Source organism: Lachnospiraceae bacterium KGMB03038 (assembly GCA_007361935.1).
Classification (GTDB): Bacteria; Bacillota; Clostridia; order Lachnospirales; family Lachnospiraceae; genus Massilistercora.
On sequence record CP041667.1, the window covers coordinates 3,239,560 to 3,260,877 of the forward strand.

Genomic DNA, 21,318 nt, shown 5'->3' on the forward strand with positions numbered 1-21,318 from the left:
CTGTTGTCAGTATCCTAAAAAACCATTTCCGTTTTGCACTTGTGGCTTTTCCCTAATAAAAGGGATTTCACTTGCTATCATGCAGACCAACCATGTCTACATCTTATATCAACTATTTGTTGATCTCACGTTACTCTACTTACGCTCTTATGACGCTTTCGATAGGACTTTTCTTCTTTGATATACGATAAATTTTATTACAAAATGTAGCCTATGTCAATCACGATTTTCCTATTTCTTTTCTGTCTTATGAACAGATGTTTTTCCTTTCCCTTGTTTTGAAAACTTCACTTGTCTCAAATCCCATGCCCCACTGAACCGTTGTCCTGCAAAGAGTACATGAGTATATGAAAGGTTCGCGTATCTCCCTGCCTTATCCACGATCTCATACACCTGTTTTCCAAAAGGCTGTAACAATTCAAGCACTTCCTTTTTTGCCGCCTCCACTTTCTTATTCCCTATGAATGTACATCCCCAGCTTATCACGATCGCGTCATATGACGACTGTAACAGTTCTTTTAAATATTCCATGTTTCTATTGTTGTCTGTAACTTCAGAGGGTTTCAGCTTAGTGCATATCCTCGAGAAAAGATTCCAGACTGTTATATCCGAGTACCCCATCATCCCGAAATTATTCAGAAGATAATTTGTAGTGCTATCAAAGACCTGTATATTATCACTAGCCGGATTCATACAGATCACAAGTACTCTTTTACCTTTCACACCATTGTAGGTCAAATGAAGTTCATATCTGTTCTTCAATTCTTCGTCAAAAACTCCTGTCTTCTCTAAAAGTCCTGTCTGTTTTACTGTATTTTCCATGGTAATCCTCCTATTCAAAGTATGATGTATACAGTGTTCAAGAAATCATAGAACACCTCTGTTTTGTTAAATTGTGCCTCTTCCAGTCCATGAGCCATCCTAACTCTATGCACTTCTGAGAACTCTTTCTTTATACACGTCTCCATTCGTTTCAGCCATTGAATACGTTGGTCTGAGATCATCTCGCAGTAGACCAGATATTCCAAGCGAAACTTTATACTGTTCACACACATCCATTCTCCAACCCTTTTAAGTACAGCGACATCTGCCGTTGTTGTACTTATCTGCAAATAAGTTTCATCTTCCCTCTCCCTGCGGATATATCCCTCTTCATCTCGGTAATAATTCAGTCTTGTATGTTCCGTGTTTCCTTGTTGCTGTGCCTTAACAAGATACTGTCTGTATATGTCCTGCCAAGTTTCCGGCTCTCTGAATATGTAGGCAGTAATCTCAGTAATCCACTCCCATTTACTTCCAGTATAGTAATCTGGCGGCATATTGATATCCGACAAGTTCAAGAGACTTTCCTGTTCATCCCACCATTCCTCCCGTTCTAATCTTTCTGCAAATGTCACTCTCCCACCTCCTCTATCGTCACTATCTCCACTGCATAGTCTGAGGAACATAGAAAAAGCCGGAACGTAACTGTTATATCGTCACGTTCCGGCAAGATTATTTTATCCATGTACTCATATTCATCTGGGTGGAGTTTATGATGGGTCAATACTTTTTCAACTTCATTTTGTACTTCGCTCCGACCACCCCATATCACCACTACAAAACCTCCAAGATCAGCCTGTAAATCTCTGTCAGCCCCATATGCTTCATTAAGACATTCAACATCAGCCCTAAGCCGTTTGAACACTTTTTCATCACTCAAAACCTCCGGCATTGAGCAGTCATTTTGAAGTTGATTTAATTTTTCTTCATTCGATACAATACTATACATTCTTCCGTTTCACCTGCCCCCTGTGCTGAATAACTAATTTTATGATAGAAACAGTCATTGTTACTCCGGCAATTATCATTTTTACATCTACATCCTTTTTCATACTCCCCACCTCTCCCACATAAGCATGTTTATATATACTACATTAAACAATATCATCCCTGCACCTATACCTATAATATAAGAACCCATTTTGCCTCCTTCTAAAAATGACCGGGCGCACGACAAAACTGCCGTGCGCCCGGATGATTAATCTTTTATACTTTTAGCTTTTCCTTTGAACTCTGGTGGACATTCATGCTTGACTATCTTCTTCGCGTTTTTCTGAACCGATTTTCTCCTTAATGCTTTCTTTTCACCAGCATCCATATCACTATACCTGCAATACATACCAGTCCGATTATCCATCCCCATACATTCAGTATCCCGAGCAGGATACCCAGCACTACCGCTACAAGAATAGCCGAAACGATCAGATAAAGAACCCAGTCCCAAGCTGAGAATATCAAACGCTTTATAGGGCTTCCCATGCGAATTATATTTTTTTCTGCTTTGTTATACCACTTTATAGCTATTATAATACTAAGGGCAAGCCATATAATGCCTATCAATGTATACATTTATCTACCTATTGCTTTCTCTACTTTGTAAGCGCTTCAATCTTTGCATTTTTCTCTTCGTTTGTGATAATTCCCATCTCACACTGCTGTTCGATTCTTCTGATTTCCTCAAAATTGTCTACTTTCTTTCTGGCAACGCTAATCTTGTAATTATATTCATCCTGAGAGATGACATCCATTGCCAACGCCCTGTCGAGTTTCGTCTTTTCTTCCTGGAACTCTTCTTCAGCTTTTGCCTTATCTCTGAGAACAGCATTCTGTTTCATACGTTTTTCAAGTTCAATCAACTGTGCTTCCAGTTCTTGTTTTCTTGTAAGTTTGGGATCCATCATGGTAAGCAGGTCTGTGACATCCAGTCCTCCCATATCCCCTGTCTCACTGACATAATCCACATATTTCTTTCCAATCTGCGCATATGCGGCATTAAGTTCCTGCTCAATTACATTAATCTGCATTTTTATCGCACTTAATTCTGCGTTATCCTGCGCCGCTACACCAACAGAAGAACCTGCCTTTACTGCTGATGTAGATATGTTGTCTCCTATATTCTGTGCCGTTTTTAAAGCCTTATCAAAAAATCCCATCTCTTTCACTTTCCTTTCGTAATTTAAAATTTAGCTCCACATACCTTACATTTCCATCTTTTTCCAAGATCATCTGCACCAAGTATTCCAAATGCACCTATCTTTGCATATTTTCCTACGGTTGAAATCTTCTGTACGCTGTGACTGCCGCAGACTGGGCAGGTCAGATGAAACTGCTCCTGTTCCATCTTCTGGTTCATTTCCTGAATTCGCTGTTGCTTCTCTTCCTCAATCTCACGTTTTACTTCTTCCTTCTTTCCGCCAATCTCAGGATCATATGTATCAGATGACTGAATTGCAGAAATGAAGTTTTGACGCGCATCCTGAGACTTGAAGAAATTACCATTTGGCATCAGGTACTCTGCCGGAACAGGCTGCATAGGCGTTCCACATACTTCACAGCTTACGCCTTCATTACCTTTTAAAGTTACTTTTTTGATGTTTCCACATTTGGCACAATAATAGAACATCCTCTCTCACCTCTTTTCTTCTTCATCATTCTGTATTTTTCTTTTTACATGAGCATATATCTAACCATGTGATAACTATACCATACAACTATCAACCTTACAAGCAGATGAATGATTAATTATAATTAACTCACGGAGGTAGGTACTATGCCTAAAAAAGAAAATCCTTTGCGTCAGCTCCCAGTAAATATGGATGACTGCGGCAAAATTCGTATTCGCTTAAAAGATATTCTTGAACAACGCAATATTTCTTTAAATCAACTTTCTTTCCGTGCTGAAATGCAAAGAACTCAGCTCCGGAATTATCGGGATAATAAAATTCAACGGCTGGATATCGACATATTAAGACGCCTTTGCTATGTATTGGAATGTGATCTTACAGATTTGATTGAATATATACCACCAGAAGAGCAAGAAGACTAAATTAGGGGGAAGAGCTTACCACTCTTCCCCCTGGTATTTATACTGCATCATCTCCATACAATTTTCTGATTTTTTCGTACGGTTCCTCTTTCATACGCTTTTCTTCTTCTGCTGTCATCTTAGAAAAAGTTATACTTGAAATCTCATTCTCTATCTCTTCGCCATATCTCTTGGCGTATTTGGGATATCTTTCATGTAATTTAAAAAAACTGGTATCCGCACCCATCTCTATCAAATGCTCGGACAGACTTTTAAACATTCCGTAATCTACTGGTCTCATTTCTAATAACGCGTCAAACTCTTCATCTGTTGCATATATACAAATTTTTACAAAATCATTAAAAAGTCTTTTTTGTTTCTCACCCATATCCTGAGCATATTTCTCTACCATATAATCACCCTCTGTCTATTCACAGTCTACACCGTTGTGGATATATCCACAATATTTATTTTTACACTTTCTGGGTACGATACTATCAGAGACTTGAAAGGCGGTGATTGTAGTGATCGATTATTCTCCATTGTGGGAAACTATGCGCGCAAAGAATATCAGCCAATATAAATTACTACAATCCGGCATTGATAATAAGACTTTAGACGCTTTAAAGAAAAATAAGAATATAACTCTTCTTACTGTTGAAAAACTATGCAGGATTTTAGACTGTACGCCAAATGAAATCGTCAACTTCACAGAAGACTCTTAAGGAAGCCGGATTATCTCCACTTCCTTTTTTATTTTCCGTAAATCCTCTCCACAGTCATGGAGTAAATCGCATATATCCAACTCTTTTCCCCTTTGATTTTTAACGTATCCATGTACCACTCCTTTCCTTTTGTCAGCCATGTATTCGTTTCTTCCACAGGAACATCTGTCACATCTTCGCCATCCTTAAGGAGTCGTGGATAACAATTCAGAACATCCTCAATCCCTGTCATGTCGTTCTCCACAGGATCAAGCAGAACTGCCACAAAGCCATGCTCTCCTAAGTCCTTTACCATGAGGATCGCCTCAACTCTGTTCAGTATTTCCTGCGGCAGTCTGTACTTCTTACGGAACAGACTGTTTACACTCCTAAGAAGCACCAACTGACTTTTTGTATATATTTTGATGTACATTCTTCTTCACCTCCTTCTGCTACATCAAAAATATAATATACGTTTTAAAAATCTACAAAAAAATAACAGCAGGTATCTTTCCAGACACATCTGCTGTCAATTCTAAAACTAACTTTCATTATCAACTTGGACTATTTATTTTGCTCGCGACGAACTCGCGACGGATTTCGCGCCACATTTTTGTTTCCCTCCCGATTTTTCTTTTCGCCTTGCTCTGCCTTGTTCTTTTTCTGTCGCAAGCATGGAAACCGCGCAAATCCGCCATTTGTGGCAGAAAAAAAACCGCCGTCCCCGCGGCTCGCAATGTCCGCAAAAACAGCGATTTCAACTGCGCGATCAGGGGTTCGAACCCTGGACACCCTGATTAAGAGTCAGGTGCTCTGCCAGCTGAGCTAATCGCGCACTTCTTTACTTTTCCGCACCAGGAACTCCCTGACGCAAAAAATATTATATAATATTTTCCCATATAATGCAAGGAATTTTTTTCATTTCCTCCATATTTTTTATATCGCTGAAGTGAAAAGTTTATTTCCACTTTGAATAGGCAAAAGTAGATTTTAGTCTTTCACTCATTTCCACTTCCCCATATGCAGCATTTAGTCTTACACTTTTCATGCTAGGCAGTCGCCGGAAAGGTTGGTGTCTATTATGAAAACTCAAAACTCTTTTTCTCATTTAACTTTAGAGGAACGTCGTATCATTCTCGCCGGCATTACGAACGGCTCCACGAAAACGGCCATCGCCCAGACCATCGGCAAGGATAAGTCTACGGTTGGCAAAGAGATCAAACTTCACAGGACTCTTACCCATAAGTGTAAGATGCCCCTGGAGTGCACTCATTATAAAAAATGTGTCTATGGCCGTCAGTGTACTCCTGACTGTCCGGAGTACAGTCCTTTCCGCTGCTCAAGGCGCGACCGCTCCCCTGGTGCCTGCAACGGCTGTTCCAACTGGCCACGCTGCCGTTTTGATAAATACCAGTACTCTCCGGAAGATGCCCATATGGATTACCGTACTACTCTGATCGACTCCCGGGAAGGTGTCAATCTTACAGTGCAGGAGGCCAAACAGATGGCTGCTGTTATCGCTCCGCTCCTGAAGCAGGGCCAGTCTCCCTATCAGATCGTTACAAACCATCCGGAACTCGGTATTTCTGAAAAAACGCTTTACAACTATATCGAAAACGGTGTTTTCCACGAGATCGCGGGGATCACTGTCATGGATCTGCGGAGACAGGTATCACGCAAACTGCCGAAGAAAAAGGCAAAAACTTATAAGAAACGCACCGATAGAAAGTATCTTGAAGGCAGAACCTACAAAGATTATCGATCCTATCTCTCCGATCATCCCGAGGTCTTTGTTGTCCAAATGGATACGGTCTATAACGATGAGACAAACGGCCCTTTCCTTCAGACATTTAAATTTGTAAGAGCCGGTATTCTTCTCGCTTTATACCGCAGCGAGAAAAACTCCGCTTCCATGAAAGAAGGCATTGACATACTGGAATCCATCCTTGGCACAGAATCGTTCCGCAGATATGTCCATGTTTTACTAACTGATCGTGGGACGGAGTTTTCTGCTGCTGAAGCTATGGAGACCTCATCTGATGGCACAAGACGGACAAGGGTATTTTACTGCGATCCTATGCAGTCAGGGCAAAAAGGCACGTTGGAAAACAAGCATATAGAACTCCGTTACATCCTTCCAAAAGGAACGGATCTGAAAGAACTCGGGCTGACCTGCCAGTCCAGTCTGAATCTGGTTCTCAGCCACGTAAACTCCTCCCCTTGCGAGTTGCTTGGCAGTAAAAGTCCGTTGGAACTGACGGAATTTATGTATCAGGATCTGTACGAAAAACTGCTGGCTTTTGGCATCCATCCCATTGATAAAGATCAGATTATTTTAAAACCATACTTGCTCAAGCAGAGAAACAAGTAAGTAATTAAAACTGCCTATTAAAAAACAACAGGCGGCTGTCCAAGAAAGAAAATACCGTCCACAGCAAGTGGAATTTAGTCCTACACCTTTAAAAACACCGACTAAAGTCCGCTTTTTTGTCATGTCCAAAGATCCTGTCTTTTTCAAGCAGCCTGTTGTTTACTTCATTTAGTGTAACACTTATTTCTACTTAATAAAACAGAAAAAGCAGCAATCACTCATTTTTGTAAGAGTAATTGCCACTTTTATTTTGACGTTTTTCAAAGTGGAAATAAACTTTTCACTTCAGCTATTTTTTATATCCCTGAAATGAAAAGTTTTTAAGAAAGGGGACCTTTGATTTCCTTTTGGCCCCCTCTCTATCACTTTTACAATTTCTCAAAGATTCCATCTGCCATAGCTTCCAGAATCACACAGCAAGAAGTCGCCCCCGCATCTAAGACTCCTCTGGAACGCTCTCCAAGGCGGCTGGAGCGCCCGAACTTAGCTACCATATCCTTGGTGGAATCACGCCCTTCCCGGGCCGCCTCCTTCATCTTCTCCAGAGCTTCCTGGAAACTGATTCCGTCCGCTTTCTTCAATGCATCCACAGAAGGGGACAAAGTATCTACCAAAGTCTTGTCTCCCACCTTTGCTTCCACAATCTCACAAAGTCCAGCAAGCCCGGCTTCCAGCATTTCCGCCAGCTCTGTCGTTCCAATTTCCTCATACGCTTCTCCTGCATCAGCCATTTCCATGAATATTGTCCCATAGATCGGCCCCATGGAGCCGCCAATCTCATTAAACAGGACCGTCCCTAATTCATTTAATCCATCGCAGAAACTGATCTCTTCCTCTGCTATCCGATCGCCGAACATGGTAAATCCTTTGTTCATATTCATACCATGGTCGCCGTCTCCGATCAAACCGTCCACCTCGCCAAGATAAGTTTTATTATCCTGAATGGCCTTTACCATTTTCAAAAGGATGGATTTCCCTTCCGCATTTTTAAACTTTTCCATCTTGCTTTCCTCCTACTTCTGTTTCAGCCCCATTGTGCGGCAGTCCATATCAATCAGTTCTTTTAATTCATCGTCCAGCTTCATGACCGTCAAGGTCGCTCCCATCATTTCCAGGGACGTGAAATAATTTCCAACATAGGATCGATAGATTTTGATCTTTTTCTCACCAAGGATTTTTTCAATCTCATTGTAAAGGACATAAAGCTCCATCACAGGTGTCGCTCCAAGACCGGATACCAGGACTGCCACTTCATCCCCTTCTTCAAAGGGATAATCCGGAAGCACGATGTCCGTCATTCTCTTTGCCATCTTCTCCGCCGTTTCCAGCTCACAGACTTCAATCCCCGGTTCCCCGTGATGTCCGATACCGACTTCCATTGTCCCGTCCTTAATCTCAAAATTGGGATGTCCTACTGCCGGCAATGTACATGGCGTCAATCCGATTCCCACGCTCCTTGTATTGTCGATCGCTTTCTGCGCGGCTTCGATCACTTCATCCAGACTGCCGCCTTTGGCAGCCTTTGCGCCTCCACATTTCCACATCAGGATCTCTCCGGCCACACCTCTTCTTTTTTCTCGCTGATCCTTAGGAGCAGAAGCCACGTCATCATTAGCCACCACTGTTTTTACCGTCAGGCCTTCTTTTTTTGCCATGCGGACTGCCATCTTAACATTCATGTTGTCACCGGAATAGTTTCCATACAAACAAGCTACTCCCACTCCTCCATCTGCCGCCCGAAACGCCTCCAGAAAGGCCGCCGCTGTGGGCGATGAACAGATTTCCCCGACTGCGGCCGTATCACACATATTCTCTCCGACATACCCAATAAACGCAGGTTTATGGCCGCTGCCGCCGCCAGTCACAACTCCTACCTTTCCGGATACCGGAGCCTCCTTGGCTGCGATCACTCTTGGATGAGCCGTAGTCTTTACCATATCTCCATGGGTTTTCACAAACCCCTCCAGCATTTCGTCAACAATATGATCTGGATCATTTAAAATTCTCTGCATAATATTCTCCTTTTTCTACCTATTTAATAGTATATCCACCATCGATCAGAAGATTGTGTCCAGTGATCATGGCCGCGGCCTTACTGCATAGGAAGGCGATCACCGCTGAGATTTCTTCCGGCTCAGCAAACCGCTCGCTAGGCATCTCTTTCTTAAACGCATCTCCTACCGGTCCGTCCCATGCCTTGTGTCCCAGGGCCGTAAGCACCACCGTTGGGGCCACAGCATTCACACGAATCCCATATTTCCCCCACTCCATAGCCATTACCTTTGTCATCGCAATAATTCCGCCTTTAGCCGCACAGTACGCCACATGTTTATCGAGGGCAATGACCCCTGCTTGAGAGGCAATATTTACAATACTTCCTTTGATCTTGTTGTCGATCATGTATTTTCCTACAGCCTGAGCCATGAAGAAGCTTGCCGACAGATTGATATCAATGGTGCGGTTCCAGTCCTTCTCATCAATGATTTCCGCGCTCTCCAGTGCTACGATGCCCGCACAGTTTACAAGGATATCCACCTGGCCAAATGCCTTTGCTCCTTCTTCGATGACCAAATCACGATAGTCCTTATCACACACATTTCCCGCAACACCGACAGCCTTCTCCCCGCCCATCTCTTTGGCAATCTTATCCACATCAGGGTTTAGATCCGCAAGCACCACATTGGCTCCTTGCTTCAGGAAATATTCCGCTGTCATATTTCCAATCCCGGCGGCGCCTCCGGTAATAATCGCAGTCTTTCCCGCCAGATCAAAATCCAACGACATAAGTTCTTCTTTTGAAAAGTTTGGCAACATATGCTATCCCTCCATCTTCTTTTTATACACGGAAAGCATCTCCGTGATCAAGGGAAGGGCAGGGCTCTTCGCCGCTGCCCTTCCGGCATAGTTTATTTTATTGTTTGTATCAGCTAATCTTAATATTTGTTCTCAAACTCAGATACATTGTCTTTTGTAATCATCTGGAACGGTATCCAGATCTCTTTCTCAACTTCTCCGCCATCGAGAACTGTTACTGCCGCATCAATAGCACCTGAAATCTGACCCTCTGCATCCTGGAAGTCAGAAGCGATCATCCGTCCCTCTTTGACCGCCGCTACTGCATCCGTAATTCCATCGATACCGATACACGGAATATCATAACCGCCATCTTCGATTGCCTGACGTGCTCCAAGAGCCATTTCATCGTTTTCAGAAACGACTGCGTCAATCTCGTCACCGTAAGTGGTCAGCCAGGTTTCCATCAATGTCATTGCCTCGGAACGTGACCAGTTGGCTGTATCGTAAGCAAGAATCTCAATTCCAGGATTCTCTTTCAGCACGTTATTGATGCCTTCCCAGCGCTGCAGCTGCGCAGACTGTCCCATCGGTCCTTCCAATACCACAATATTAAAAGTATCTGTTTCCATATAATCGATCATCTGCTGCATGATCTCTTCACCTGCTCCAACGTCCTGAGAACCTACATAAGCAGTCAGTTTATCTGTATTTACCATAGTATTTACGCCAAATACAGGGATTCCTGCCTCGTCTGCCGCTTCTACACAGGCCACACAGGCATCTGCATCTTGCGGATTCAGGATAATCGCGTCAACACCATCCGCAATCATAGTCTCTACCTGCTCAAGCTGAGCCGCCGCATCGTTGTTTCCATCATAAGAAACATAATTGATCCCTTTTTCCTTGCAGTATTTCTTCGCATAGTTGTCCATTCTCATACAGAACTCTGTCTGCAGCGTATAGTAGGTCGCTCCGATGGTATAGCCATCCGTTTTCTCCCCGCTGTCTCCGCCGCCTTCCTCAGATTCACCACCGCCGCACGCAGCCAATGACAGAGTCATTAAGCCGACCAGTCCTGCCGCAAGCAATTTTCTCCACTTTTTCATTATTTTTTCCTCCTTTTTTTATTTTTAAGCCGTAAAGCTTAAGGATCATCAATCAGAACTCAATCCATCCAGCATAACCGCTAAAATTACTACAAAGCCTTTTACAAGCATCTGGTAATAAGCGCCTACGCCCAGCATATCCAATCCGCTCGACAGACAAGTCATCAGCATGATACCCACAACAGTTCCCCATAGACGTCCTTTTCCTCCCGCGAGAGAAGTTCCTCCAATAACTACCATGGCAATGGCGTCTGTCTCGTACCCGTCTCCCGTATTGGTCACACCGGATGTAACCCGGGCCGAGGTAATAACGCCTGCAAGTGCTGACAGCACACCGGACAGGATATACACCGTCGCGATGATTCGTTTTACATTGATACCAGAAACTCTTGCCGCATTGGTATTGCCACCCACAGCGAACACATATCTGCCATATCGCGTCTTATAAAGAAGCAAAAAGCATATGAGCAGGATAACCGCAAAGATAATGACTGGTATAGGAAGCACATTTCCGATCATGCCGCCTCCGATAAATTTAAAGGACTCTGATAGATTAGGAATTGGTTTAGAATCCGTCAATAGGAACGTCAGCGATTTTGCAATACTCATAGAACCCAGTGTTCCGACAAAGGCCGGAACCTTCAAATAAGCCACGCATACGCCATTAAACACGCCAATCACAAGTCCAACTCCCACTCCTACTGCAATAGCAATAATTGCCGGCTGGTTCATTGCTACCTGCGCAAAATACGCAGAATACATTCCTGCGCAGCCCATGACCGCTCCAACGGAAAGGTCAATGCCGCCTGTCAAACAGACAAAAGTCATTCCTACTGCCAAAAGCCCATTGATGGACACCAGGCGGAACATATTTCTTACATTAATAAAACTCAAAAATCTTGGTTTGATCAGAGAGATGATGATCACTAAGACAATCAGCGCGATCAAGGAACCATATTTCGCAATAAAGTTCTTCCGCTGCTGCGCTCTCATAGCCGCGCTTTTTTCTCCTACTGCTTCTCTACTCATTTCCTTTTCCCCTCCTTACATATAACGCATTGCCATTTTCATAATCTGATCCTGACTGAACTCCTCTTTCGACAACTCTCCGCTGAGCCGATGGTTGCTGATGACTAGTATCCGGTCTGACATTCCCATTGCTTCCGGCATCTCGGAGGAGATCATGATAACTGCCTTCCCATTCGCCACAAACTCATTCATCAGTTTATAGATTTCCGCTTTCGCTCCCACATCGATTCCTCGCGTAGGTTCATCGAAAATAATCACATCGGGATCCTTCATCATCCATTTTGCAAGAACTACCTTCTGCTGATTCCCGCCAGACAGATTCTTAGCCGCAAGCCTGGAGCTTGCCATTTTCACCTTCAGCTCCTCCAGGATCTCGTTGGTCCTCTTCTTTTCTACGGCAGACCGGATAAAGACTTTACCGCTGAATTCCTTCATGGAAGGAAGTGTTGTATTATGGGCGATGCTCATAGGCAGGACCAGCCCCTCTCCCTTTCTATCTTCCGTCACATAAGCGATTCCTTTTTTAATGGCATCAGCAGGTTTCTTAAATACCACTTTTTCTCCCTTCAGAACAATCTCGCCTTTTTCCAGCTTTGTCAATCCAAAGAGAGCCTGCATAAGCTCAGTCCTGCCTGCTCCTACCAGACCGACCAGACCAAGGATTTCTCCTCTGTGCAGAGTCAGATTAATATCTTCGAATTCTCCCGTCCTTGTCAGCCCCTTAAGTTCCAAGATCGGCTCTTTGATTTCCGCTTCCCTCTTTGGATATTGTTCCGTAAGCTCTCTTCCTACCATCGCCTTTACTACCATATCGTTGGTAGCCTCTTTCGTATCCCAGGTAGCAATGCTTTCTCCATCCCGCAATATCGTGATCTTATCTGTAATGGTATATACCTCGTCCATTTTGTGAGAAATGTACACGATTCCCGTTCCTCTCTTCTGCAGATCCCGGATGATCTTGTAGAGATTCTCCACCTCCCGATCCGTAATAGAAGAAGTCGGCTCATCCATGATCAAGATCCTGGCGTCCTGTGACACCGCCTTTGCAATCTCTACCAGCTGTTGATCCGCCACTCTTAGGGTCCCCATCTTCGCCCTCGGGTTAAGATTGATATGGAGCATTTTCAACAATTCTTCTGTCTGCTTATACATCTGCCGATAATCGATCAGTCCATGTTTTACCGGTTCTCTTCCCAGATAAATATTTTCCGCCACAGACATTTCCACAACCGATGACAATTCCTGATGGATCATGGCAATTCCCATCTTTTTGGCCGCCGCCGGGGAATCGATCTCCACTTCTTCACCCTCGATTTTCACGGTTCCTCCGTCTCGTTTATGTATTCCTACCAATATATTCATCAACGTAGATTTTCCAGCGCCATTTTCGCCCATCAGAGCATGTACAGATCCTTTCTCCAGGGAAAAATTTACTGCATGGAGCACCTGGTTTCCATAAAAGCTCTTTTGAATCCCTTCCATCTCCAACAATAAACTCATGCTCTTCACCTCCCGTATCCTTTTTGTACCCAAATTGTACTATGATGGTGCAGGGACAAAAAGGGGGGTATCTTACTCTCCATAGGGGGTATTTTACGTTTTTATCTGTTTTAACTAAAAATAACCGATTCTTTGTGAAAAATTAGTCATTTTCCACAAAGAATCGGTTATTTCTCTTCCTTCCCAAACGCAATCCTCTCGAATTCCTCCCGGTCAAAGATCAGCCTGCTGCCATTCTTGCCAAATAAAAGAATCCGATCCGCCACAGAAACACCATCCATCAAATCCATCGTGATCATGACCACCGCAATCCCCTTGGAAAGATACCGTTTCAGAAATTTTTCGATAAAACGCTGGATTTTTACATCTACATTCCTGTAAGGGAAGAAGCAGAATACAATCTCAGGCTTCTGCAGGAGAATCCTTTGATAGACCAGATCGTACTTTTCTTCCAAAGACAGTTCCTTAACCTTTCCGGTAATCTCTCTCCCTGCCACCTCCCGGGCAATGCTCCTGCGTTTCTTCCGGCTCATCCACAAACGCTCCACATTATGCTCCAGACATAGGCACAGATTATCCTCGTAGGACATCTCCGGGTACAACATGGTCTCTGTCGGATTTTCCAGTATCACACCTACCTTCCTTCGCTCCTTATCTATCTCTTTTCCCTTCCACCACAAACTGCCGCTCTCTGGTTTTTCTCCTGATAACACATCGATAAAGTCCTGCCAGTCAAAATTATCATAATCATGGATCAAAAGCCCTTCTCCCCGGTCAACATCAAAGGTCATATCCCGAATACTCCGATAGTTCATTGCCTCACACCGAAACACTTTCTCTCCCCGGTCTTCCACCTCTGTCTTCGTTGTCTCCAGAAGACGGTAGGGAAAGAAGTAATGCTGTTCAAGACTGCTGGCAATCTCCTCCTTTTCCAGCACTTTGATGATTCTTCCATGGGACATGACGGACACCCGGTCGCAAAACTGGTTTAACTCTTCCGGCTTGGTGCTGATATAAATAAAAGAAAGTCCCTGTCCCGCATAATAGCGGATGACTTTCTCCAGCCTCTTCTTGTCTTCCGGCCAGAGAGAAGATCCCGGATCTCTTAATATCACCACATCCGCCTTAGCCACCGCCGCCTTCACAATCCCGATCACATCCTTTTCCAGAATTCTTAATTCCTTTACCTTCCTGCCCGAATCTATCTGGATTCCGACCTTTTCTAACAAAATCTGAAGCTGGCGCCGAATCAGACGATCATTGATCCAGAAGCCTTTATATCCTTTCCGGATCAGGAATACATTGTCTGCTCCCTGAAGACTTTCGATCAAATTTTCTGCTTTTGAAATCGTATATACTCTATTCCTTCTCCTGGTATGCCCCGCATAAGTATTTACAAGCTTTTCCCGAATATAGACCCGCCCGTAGAGGAGGGGACGGTTGTCCTGAAGACAGTCCGTCAGTTCCTGCAGACCATACGAATCCAGAGGCACAAGTCCCATCACCTCTCCCTCGAACATCTGAAAATTAAAATTATTCAGGAGCTTCCTTCCCTGCTCGGTAACTGTCACCCGCTCCATTCTTAAAATTTCCCGTCTCACACTATCTCCTCAGATTCTTCAATTGTCTCTCGCTGGTGATCAAGGGCAGATGAATCTCTGTATCTGTGCCGACCCCCGGCGTACTGTAGACTGTCATTCCATATTCTTCCCCAAAAATCAGATGAATCCGATTATTTACATTGAGAATTGCGATCCCTCCCTTGTCCTTTGACAGCTGGATGCTGTCAAATACCGGCTGGTTCAATTGATGATTCAACCGTTCCAGCACTTCGGGCGCCATCCCCACGCCGTTATCGCTGATCCGGATCAAAAGTCTCTTTTCTGTACATCTTAACAGGATCCGGATCGTGCCGCTTCCGATCTTTCGTTCAATGCCATGAAGGATACTATTTTCCACGACTGGTTGAATAGTAAGTTTCGGCAAAAGGCATCGGAGCAGAAATTCATCCTCTTTGTCATACTCGATTTCCAGATTGACTCGATCTTCAAATCGATGTTTCTGAATCAAAAAATAGATTTTGGTATTCTCCAGCTCTTCCTCCAGCGTCACCATATTTTCTACTTTACTGATGGTATATCGAAAAAAAGTAGCCAGGGCCTCTGTCATCTCTGCCACCGTCTGATTCTCTCCCATCATCGCTTCACTGCGGATGCTGTCAAGCGTATTATAGAGGAAATGAGGATTAATCTGGTTTTGAAGGGCAAGATACTGAGCCTGCCGTTTATTCGCATTCAAGAGCTGGTCAGATTCCGTCAGGCGCACCAGTACCCGCGCCAGTTCCTCTGTTCCCGGCGATAGGATACATGCTTCCTCTTTTAGTCCCGCATTGGTATAGCCGGCAAAAAAGAGCTGCAGATACCGGTCTACCTTTCGATATGGCCTCAGCACCGCAAAATAGAAAAATAAAAAGCCAAAAAGCCAGACCGCCGTGCAAAAAACTGCTTCTGTCCCATTCTTTCCCGTCCGTGCCGCCCAAACGCATAGTATCAGACAGATAACTGCTAAAAACAAAAACAATCCCACACACAACATATAAATCCGGGAACTCAGATAACGCCATTTTTCTTTCATCATTCTGCTCCTTATCCATATAACTTACGATATTCTCCCGGTTTTATCCCGGTATATTTCTTAAATATAGCGTTAAAATGTTTAAGGTCGGAATATCCTACCTGGCCGCAGATATCTTTGATATTTACCGTTGTCCCCTTTAGCAGTTCTTTCGCCTTTTCCATTCTGAGCTGGACCAGATACTCCGAAAAGCCAATGCCCATTTCCTTTTTCAGCAGTCCGCTGAAATAGCTGGCGCTGAAGCCTGCAATCGCCGACACTTCCTCCAGCGTGATCCCCTCTGTATAATGATTCTGAATGTACTGCTTTGCGATACGGATCGGACGCCTTCCATCCTCCTTCTGGATTTGCAGATTTTTCCGGACGATTTTTCTCAGATATTCCTCCAATACGCCGAACAATTCCTTTAGATCCTGACTCAGCTCACTTCTCTCTGTAAATGTCCCAATCTCCTCATTATCGCTTCCGCTCTTTGTCAATGCGTACATTCCAATCAAATGTACGATGTTAATGTAATCTCGTCCGCGAATATCTCGTTCCTTCCCCAGTGTTTCTTTCAGCTTCCCCATATTTTCCTGAATCAGCTGCTCATCACATAAATCAATACTCCTTGCAAATTCGCTATTAAACCGATCGATGACCGCTGAGAAATCCCTCTCTGGCCGCCCCTGGGAAGCCGGCGCTTCCAGCAGCTTTTCACACCCTTCCACAACCGCCTCTTTCAGCCCTTCCTGCGCGCTCTCCAAAGAATCCCACAATTCGGAGGGACACTCCACTTTCTTTCCAAGAGCTGCGGAAAATGTCATCTTCCACATCTCGAACCGTTTTGCCGCCAGTTTATTCACGATTCCACGAATTCCCTTGCGAAAATCTTTTTCCCTGGCCTCCTCGTAATTACATAGAACAAAACACTTATTCCCGCTCACACAGATTTCGTGATCCACACAGATTTCCTTCAGCTCCCTGCGGATCGTCCGCTCAAATCCCTCTATAGTCCTATCCATTGCTTTTTTATCATACTTTTTCATACTATAATGAAGCTGCAGGACAAAAAACTGAAACCAGCCCGGCCGGAAACAATAACAATACTGCTTATTAATACTTTCAATCTCCCTGCCTTCCCCAAAAGATACAGACATCGGAAGAGAAAAAATCAGGCTGCGCCTTTTTTTCAAATTTTCATCTTCTGTATACTCATACAGCTTCTTTCCCGCTTCAACACGTTTCTGCTCTTTTTCCACACTCTCTTTGGCCTGCCTTACCGCTTCTTCTAACTCGTTCTTCTTGATAGGCTTTAACAGATACGCGCTTACTCCATGTGTGATCGCCGCTTTCGCATAGCTGAAATCCGCATATCCGCTGATAATGATCACCTCCAGGGAAAGTCCCATCTCCCTTGCCTGCCGGATCACTTCAATGCCATCACATCCTGGCATTCGGATATCGATGATCAAAATATCCGGTTTCTTCTCCCGGATGACTTCAGCTGCCTCCAGCCCGCTATGCACATAGCCGATGAGTTCCATTCCCAGACTTTCCCAATCACAAAGCATATCTATCAGTCGGCATATTTTCTTCTCATCATCTGCTATCAGTACCTTTATCATCGTTCCTCTCCCACCTCAATTTCAAATCTATTCTGATTGTATCAAATATGCTCAAAAATTGTCTATATGATTTTTGTTTTGCTATACTCCTGATATTCTCACATATTTTTTATATCCTCTCATATATTGAAAGTAAAGGGAGGATATTGTTCATGAAAAAGTTTTTAAAAAATCAAATAAACAAGCCTGATCTGCCGTCTATCTTATTCGTCATCATTCTAGGTTCTCTGAATCATTTTCTTTATAAATGGTCCGGCGGATCTGCGCTGGCCGCCCTTTTCTGCCCAGTCAGCGAATCTCCTTGGGAACATTTAAAACTTTTATTTTTCCCATTTCTTTTCCTTTCTATATGGTCCTTCTTCCGATATCCCCGCAATGGATGCCGTTTCTTCTTTTGCCGTTTTTGGGGCGTCATCTGCGGTCTCTGTCTTATCCTGGTCCTTTTTTATACCTATACGGGAATCTTGGGGCGACATTTTCTGATGCTCGATCTTTTGATTTTTTGTCTGAGCGTATTCCTGTCCTTTGCCGTATCCCGTTATCTCTGCCGCTCCCTTGTCTTTGTTCCGTCTGTCAATGTAATCTTTACCCTGTGGCTTTCTGTGACCTTATGTTTCTTTCTCTTTACCTGTTTCCCTCCCAATATTCCCCTGTTCTTCCCGCCGGCCTGATCTTTTCCCGGCTTTTCTCTTTGCCTTCCAAATCCATCTGCACTTCTGCCCCTGTTTGTAGTATAATTTTCTTATGACATAAAGCTGCATTGGCTAAGACCCAATGCCTGGAAAGGAGCAACAATATGACAAAAGAACCTGTTTCCTGCAAGATCGAGCACCATGCCGTCCTCTTTGCGTTTCTGGCGAAAAACGCGGTAGAATTATGCGGAAAGAAAGGGGAAGAATCGATTCTCAGAGGAATGACTCTCTATGGAAACGAACGCGGTCGGCGCATGGCCGCAAATGCTCTTGCCCGCGGAGATGAATTGAACATCATGACCAATCAGGCTTATGGCGAATGGAAACCAGACTATGACGGGCAGATGGAATTCGGACAAATCCGCACAGAGCCTACCCTCCAGACCTATATTTCCAAATGCGCCTGGTGTGACGCCTGGGCAAAACACGGACTGACGGAGTACGGGAAACTATACTGCGTTAATGTAGACAACGCCGTTTATCAGGGCTACCAGGATAAATACGTCTGTACCCCGACCACCACGGCTATGAGCTGGGGCGGAGAACGGTGTGAATTCGATTGGGGCTGCCCATTAAGCCCAAAAGAAAATCAGGCATTGGCCAAGAAGAAGCAGGAACTGGGCGCTTCCTGTATGAAAGACTTCAATTTCCATACCGCCCACCTCAGGTACACTATAAGCAATACACTGATCGAAGATCTGGGCGCGGACGGGGAAAAAGCGGTAGCCATGGCTCTTGAGGACTATGTCCAAACATTCGGAAGCGAATATCTGGATGTGCTGGACGGTCTCTATCCCACCGAGGACTGATGACACAAAGGGCCGCCATCATTGAGAAAGGAGATTGATCGTGGAACAGCAGACTTCTGAAAATAGGATTGCCTCCTGGCTGGATTCTCACCGGGAGGAACTGACCGAAACCGCGGACTACATTTTCCAGCATCCAGAGCTTGCTTACCAGGAAGTCCGGTCTTCCGAGTATCTGGCCGCATTTCTGGAAAGACATGGCTTCACGGTGGAGCGGGGTACCGCCGGAATCGAGACCGCCTTTACCGCTCAGTGGAGCAATGAACCATCGAATCGCCAGGGAAAAGCGCCCAGAGATATGTTAGGAAAGCCCATCATCGGATTTCTGGCAGAGTACGATGCCCTGGCGGAACTCGGACACGCCTGCGGCCACAACCTGCTGGGAACCGGAGCGGCGGCCGCGGCCTGCGCCTTAAAAGCGGATATGGAGCAAAACGGTGTTGCCGGTACGCTGAGAGTCTATGGGTGTCCTGCGGAAGAGATCATGTCCGGCAAGATCATCATGAATCAGAAAGGCGTCTTTAATGACCTGGATCTAGCTGTCACCTGGCATCCCTTTGACCGCAACCGGGTCAGCAATGATATCTGGCAGGCCCAGGATATTAAGAACTATACCTTCCACGGCGTCAGCGCCCACGCTTCCAAATCCCCGGAAGACGGCCGCAGCGCCTTGGATGCGGCGGAGCTTATGAACATCGGCGTCAACTATCTGCGGGAGCATGTTCCAGGAGACGTGCGCATGCACTATGCCTACATCGACAATGGACAGCCTGCCAACGTAGTTCCTGATCTTGCTAAGACCAACTATTTCATCCGCTCCAGCCTGCGCTCCCGGACCGATGATGCCTCCCGGAGGGTAGATGACTGCGCCAGAGGCGCTGCCCTCATGACAGGCACAACGGTAGATATCGAGCTTGTGGCAAGCTGTAAAGAAATGAAGATCTACCGGCCTCTGACGGAATTATATTATAAGGTCATGACACAGATCCCTACTCCTGAATATACCCAGGAAGAGTTGGACTTTGCGGCAGAAATCAGCCGACAGGCCGGACTTGATAACGGCGGCGAATATTTCCGGGGATTAGAGCCCTTAGAGGACGAGCCCGTCCCCATCTCCATTGGCACCGATGCCGCTGAAGTCAGCCATACCGTCCCCCTTATTACCTTAAGCGCGGCCACCATGTGCAGAGGGACCCCGCTGCATCACTGGGCTGCCGCCCGGCAGGCCGGGATGAGCATCGGCCATAAAGGAATGTTGTATGCTGCCAGGTGTATGGCAGAAGGAACCCGGGCCTGGATTCATCAATCGGGGCCGGGGGATTTTTAAAAATCCCCCGGCCCGAATTGAAAATGCCCTGTCCCTTTTTCAAATAATTTGTCCCAAATACCAAAGGAGGAATTTTTATGATTACCAAAAAAATCGGAATGATCGGATGTGGAAATATGGGAGGCGCCATTCTCTCCGGCGCGCTGGACAGCGGTGTCCTTCCAAAGGAGAACGCGTTTGTATATGACGTTAGTCCTGCCGCTATGGATAAGGCTGAAAGCTGGGGTGTCAACCTTGCCAAAGACTGTGAAGACGTCTGTAAAAACAGTGACATTATCATTCTCGGCGTAAAACCCCAATATGCATCCGAAACTTTAGCGCAGTGCGGCGATGCCCTCGACGGCAAAGCTGTCATGTCTATTGTGGCCGGCATTACCGTAGCGCGCCTGCGCTCTATGATCAGCGGTACTCCCCGTATTCTGCGCACCATGCCAAACACTCCGGCCATGGTGTCTGAGGGAGCGTTCGCCTTCTGCTCCGACAACGATTTCACAGAGGATGAATTAGCGGCGGTCCGCTCTATCTGTGAAGCGATCGGAATTGTGGAATTGATTCCCGAGCATTTGATCGATGCCGCCTGCGCCCTGAATGGCGGCGGCCCGGCCTATATCGCCATGTTCATTGAGGCAATGGCTGACGGCGGCGTAAAACAAGGCCTCCCCCGTGCCACCGCTTATCGGCTGGCCGCTCAGACATGTCTGGGGACCGCCAAAATGATCCTGGAAAAAGACATTCATCCCGGCCAGCTGAAAGACATGGTAACCTCTCCTGGCGGGACCACCATCGAAGGCTGCGAAGCCTTGGAAAAGGGCGGAATGAGGGGCGCTGTTATAGAATGTATCAATGCCGCGACAGAGAAATCCAAGAAGCTTTAGTCAAATGGGGCCGGGGGATTTTTA

General features: G+C 45.2%; 23 protein-coding genes and 1 tRNA gene. 7 read left to right on the forward strand and 17 right to left on the reverse strand.

The window, feature by feature from the left end; all coding sequences use genetic code 11:
• Nucleotides 1-231: 231 nt before the first annotated feature.
• The 5 genes from FND36_15930 to FND36_15950 all read right to left on the reverse strand — a co-directional run bounded on the left by FND36_15930 (nucleotide 232) and on the right by FND36_15950 (nucleotide 3,445).
• The gene (locus tag FND36_15930; protein QDW75407.1) at nucleotides 232-822 is read right to left on the reverse strand and encodes a DUF1643 domain-containing protein; all 591 of its coding nucleotides are present in this window, start codon (nucleotides 820-822) and stop codon (nucleotides 232-234) included.
• A 14-nt stretch (nucleotides 823-836) separates the two neighbouring features.
• Nucleotides 837-1,397: a hypothetical protein gene (locus tag FND36_15935; GenBank protein ID QDW75408.1), complete on the reverse strand. Its 561-nt coding sequence runs from the start codon at nucleotides 1,395-1,397 to the stop codon at nucleotides 837-839.
• A complete protein-coding gene (locus FND36_15940; protein ID QDW75409.1) occupies nucleotides 1,394-1,771 on the reverse strand; it encodes a hypothetical protein in 378 nt (125 codons plus the stop codon). Before FND36_15940 ends, FND36_15935 begins: the two co-directional genes overlap by 4 nt.
• Nucleotides 1,772-2,411: 640 nt before the next feature.
• Nucleotides 2,412-2,975, reverse strand: a complete 564-nt coding sequence (locus FND36_15945) for a hypothetical protein (protein ID QDW75410.1) — start codon at nucleotides 2,973-2,975, stop codon at nucleotides 2,412-2,414.
• A 23-nt stretch (nucleotides 2,976-2,998) separates the two neighbouring features.
• Nucleotides 2,999-3,445: a hypothetical protein gene (locus tag FND36_15950; protein ID QDW75411.1), complete on the reverse strand. Its 447-nt coding sequence runs from the start codon at nucleotides 3,443-3,445 to the stop codon at nucleotides 2,999-3,001.
• 147 nt (nucleotides 3,446-3,592) lie between these two features.
• Here FND36_15950 and FND36_15955 point away from each other — a divergent pair, with 147 nt between their 5' ends.
• Nucleotides 3,593-3,868: a helix-turn-helix transcriptional regulator gene (locus FND36_15955; GenBank protein ID QDW75412.1), complete on the forward strand. Its 276-nt coding sequence runs from the start codon at nucleotides 3,593-3,595 to the stop codon at nucleotides 3,866-3,868.
• Between the two features lie 37 nt (nucleotides 3,869-3,905).
• Here FND36_15955 and FND36_15960 read toward each other — a convergent pair whose 3' ends face one another.
• Entirely contained in the window at nucleotides 3,906-4,259 is a 354-nt protein-coding gene (locus FND36_15960; GenBank protein ID QDW75413.1) for a hypothetical protein, read from the reverse strand.
• 112 nt (nucleotides 4,260-4,371) lie between these two features.
• On the opposite strand from FND36_15960, the gene FND36_15965 reads away from it, so the two are divergent.
• On the forward strand, nucleotides 4,372-4,572 hold the full coding sequence (locus tag FND36_15965) for a helix-turn-helix transcriptional regulator (GenBank protein QDW75414.1): 201 nt from the start codon (nucleotides 4,372-4,374) through the stop codon (nucleotides 4,570-4,572).
• A 28-nt stretch (nucleotides 4,573-4,600) separates the two neighbouring features.
• On the opposite strand, the gene FND36_15970 is transcribed toward FND36_15965, so the two are convergent.
• Nucleotides 4,601-4,984: a hypothetical protein gene (locus FND36_15970; protein QDW75415.1), complete on the reverse strand. Its 384-nt coding sequence runs from the start codon at nucleotides 4,982-4,984 to the stop codon at nucleotides 4,601-4,603.
• A gap of 329 nt (nucleotides 4,985-5,313) precedes the next feature.
• Nucleotides 5,314-5,386 (reverse strand) — tRNA-Lys (locus FND36_15975).
• Between the two features lie 246 nt (nucleotides 5,387-5,632).
• Here FND36_15975 and FND36_15980 point away from each other — a divergent pair.
• Nucleotides 5,633-6,922: an IS30 family transposase gene (locus tag FND36_15980; protein ID QDW75416.1), complete on the forward strand. Its 1,290-nt coding sequence runs from the start codon at nucleotides 5,633-5,635 to the stop codon at nucleotides 6,920-6,922.
• A gap of 368 nt (nucleotides 6,923-7,290) precedes the next feature.
• Here FND36_15980 and dhaL read toward each other — a convergent pair whose 3' ends face one another.
• From dhaL to FND36_16025, 9 genes are all read right to left on the reverse strand, one after another.
• Nucleotides 7,291-7,923, reverse strand: coding sequence for a dihydroxyacetone kinase subunit L (gene dhaL, locus FND36_15985; protein QDW75417.1), 633 nt, complete (start codon nucleotides 7,921-7,923; stop codon nucleotides 7,291-7,293).
• A 12-nt stretch (nucleotides 7,924-7,935) separates the two neighbouring features.
• Nucleotides 7,936-8,934, reverse strand: a complete 999-nt coding sequence (locus FND36_15990; GenBank protein ID QDW75418.1) for a dihydroxyacetone kinase subunit DhaK — start codon at nucleotides 8,932-8,934, stop codon at nucleotides 7,936-7,938.
• 19 nt (nucleotides 8,935-8,953) lie between these two features.
• Entirely contained in the window at nucleotides 8,954-9,736 is a 783-nt protein-coding gene (locus tag FND36_15995) for a D-threitol dehydrogenase (protein QDW75419.1), read from the reverse strand.
• A 119-nt stretch (nucleotides 9,737-9,855) separates the two neighbouring features.
• The gene (locus FND36_16000) at nucleotides 9,856-10,824 is read right to left on the reverse strand and encodes a sugar ABC transporter substrate-binding protein (GenBank protein QDW75420.1); all 969 of its coding nucleotides are present in this window, start codon (nucleotides 10,822-10,824) and stop codon (nucleotides 9,856-9,858) included.
• Nucleotides 10,825-10,872: 48 nt separating this feature from the next.
• Nucleotides 10,873-11,853 (reverse strand): ABC transporter permease, encoded by a 981-nt coding sequence (locus tag FND36_16005; GenBank protein ID QDW75421.1) that lies wholly within the window; start codon nucleotides 11,851-11,853, stop codon nucleotides 10,873-10,875.
• 15 nt (nucleotides 11,854-11,868) lie between these two features.
• Nucleotides 11,869-13,353 carry a sugar ABC transporter ATP-binding protein gene (locus FND36_16010; protein QDW75422.1) on the reverse strand — a complete coding sequence of 495 codons (1,485 nt, stop codon included), beginning with the start codon at nucleotides 13,351-13,353 and terminating at the stop codon, nucleotides 11,869-11,871.
• A 167-nt stretch (nucleotides 13,354-13,520) separates the two neighbouring features.
• Nucleotides 13,521-14,954: a sugar ABC transporter ATP-binding protein gene (locus FND36_16015; protein QDW75423.1), complete on the reverse strand. Its 1,434-nt coding sequence runs from the start codon at nucleotides 14,952-14,954 to the stop codon at nucleotides 13,521-13,523.
• Between the two features lies 1 nt (nucleotide 14,955).
• Entirely contained in the window at nucleotides 14,956-15,990 is a 1,035-nt protein-coding gene (locus tag FND36_16020) for a sensor histidine kinase (GenBank protein QDW75424.1), read from the reverse strand.
• Nucleotides 15,991-15,998: 8 nt separating this feature from the next.
• Complete coding sequence (locus FND36_16025) at nucleotides 15,999-17,594, reverse strand: response regulator (protein ID QDW75425.1); 1,596 nt, start codon at nucleotides 17,592-17,594, stop codon at nucleotides 15,999-16,001.
• A 152-nt stretch (nucleotides 17,595-17,746) separates the two neighbouring features.
• Here FND36_16025 and FND36_16030 point away from each other — a divergent pair, with 152 nt between their 5' ends.
• The 4 genes from FND36_16030 (at nucleotide 17,747) to proC (ending at nucleotide 21,294) form a co-directional block, all read left to right on the forward strand.
• The gene (locus FND36_16030) at nucleotides 17,747-18,265 is read left to right on the forward strand and encodes a hypothetical protein (protein ID QDW75426.1); all 519 of its coding nucleotides are present in this window, start codon (nucleotides 17,747-17,749) and stop codon (nucleotides 18,263-18,265) included.
• A gap of 125 nt (nucleotides 18,266-18,390) precedes the next feature.
• Nucleotides 18,391-19,095: a hypothetical protein gene (locus FND36_16035; protein ID QDW75427.1), complete on the forward strand. Its 705-nt coding sequence runs from the start codon at nucleotides 18,391-18,393 to the stop codon at nucleotides 19,093-19,095.
• Between the two features lie 40 nt (nucleotides 19,096-19,135).
• Nucleotides 19,136-20,419 (forward strand): amidohydrolase, encoded by a 1,284-nt coding sequence (locus FND36_16040; GenBank protein QDW75428.1) that lies wholly within the window; start codon nucleotides 19,136-19,138, stop codon nucleotides 20,417-20,419.
• Nucleotides 20,420-20,496: 77 nt separating this feature from the next.
• The gene (gene proC / locus FND36_16045; GenBank protein QDW75429.1) at nucleotides 20,497-21,294 is read left to right on the forward strand and encodes a pyrroline-5-carboxylate reductase; all 798 of its coding nucleotides are present in this window, start codon (nucleotides 20,497-20,499) and stop codon (nucleotides 21,292-21,294) included.
• Nucleotides 21,295-21,318 lie beyond the last annotated feature (24 nt).

Coding starts and splice junctions, on each gene's coding strand:
- FND36_16000 (QDW75420.1), bottom strand. CDS start 10,824: ATGAAAAAGTGGAGAAAATTGCTTGCGGCAGGACTGGTCGGCTTAATG.
- FND36_15950 (QDW75411.1), bottom strand. CDS start 3,445: ATGTTCTATTATTGTGCCAAATGTGGAAACATCAAAAAAGTAACTTTA.
- FND36_15945 (QDW75410.1), bottom strand. CDS start 2,975: ATGGGATTTTTTGATAAGGCTTTAAAAACGGCACAGAATATAGGAGAC.
- FND36_16010 (QDW75422.1), bottom strand. CDS start 13,353: ATGAGTTTATTGTTGGAGATGGAAGGGATTCAAAAGAGCTTTTATGGA.
- FND36_15970 (QDW75415.1), bottom strand. CDS start 4,984: ATGTACATCAAAATATATACAAAAAGTCAGTTGGTGCTTCTTAGGAGT.
- FND36_16005 (QDW75421.1), bottom strand. CDS start 11,853: ATGAGTAGAGAAGCAGTAGGAGAAAAAAGCGCGGCTATGAGAGCGCAG.
- dhaL (QDW75417.1), bottom strand. CDS start 7,923: ATGGAAAAGTTTAAAAATGCGGAAGGGAAATCCATCCTTTTGAAAATG.
- proC (QDW75429.1), top strand. CDS start 20,497: ATGATTACCAAAAAAATCGGAATGATCGGATGTGGAAATATGGGAGGC.
- FND36_15980 (QDW75416.1), top strand. CDS start 5,633: ATGAAAACTCAAAACTCTTTTTCTCATTTAACTTTAGAGGAACGTCGT.
- FND36_16020 (QDW75424.1), bottom strand. CDS start 15,990: ATGATGAAAGAAAAATGGCGTTATCTGAGTTCCCGGATTTATATGTTG.
- FND36_16025 (QDW75425.1), bottom strand. CDS start 17,594: ATGATAAAGGTACTGATAGCAGATGATGAGAAGAAAATATGCCGACTG.
- FND36_16035 (QDW75427.1), top strand. CDS start 18,391: ATGACAAAAGAACCTGTTTCCTGCAAGATCGAGCACCATGCCGTCCTC.
- FND36_15955 (QDW75412.1), top strand. CDS start 3,593: ATGCCTAAAAAAGAAAATCCTTTGCGTCAGCTCCCAGTAAATATGGAT.
- FND36_15930 (QDW75407.1), bottom strand. CDS start 822: ATGGAAAATACAGTAAAACAGACAGGACTTTTAGAGAAGACAGGAGTT.
- FND36_15990 (QDW75418.1), bottom strand. CDS start 8,934: ATGCAGAGAATTTTAAATGATCCAGATCATATTGTTGACGAAATGCTG.
- FND36_16030 (QDW75426.1), top strand. CDS start 17,747: ATGAAAAAGTTTTTAAAAAATCAAATAAACAAGCCTGATCTGCCGTCT.
- FND36_15995 (QDW75419.1), bottom strand. CDS start 9,736: ATGTTGCCAAACTTTTCAAAAGAAGAACTTATGTCGTTGGATTTTGAT.
- FND36_15960 (QDW75413.1), bottom strand. CDS start 4,259: ATGGTAGAGAAATATGCTCAGGATATGGGTGAGAAACAAAAAAGACTT.
- FND36_15940 (QDW75409.1), bottom strand. CDS start 1,771: ATGTATAGTATTGTATCGAATGAAGAAAAATTAAATCAACTTCAAAAT.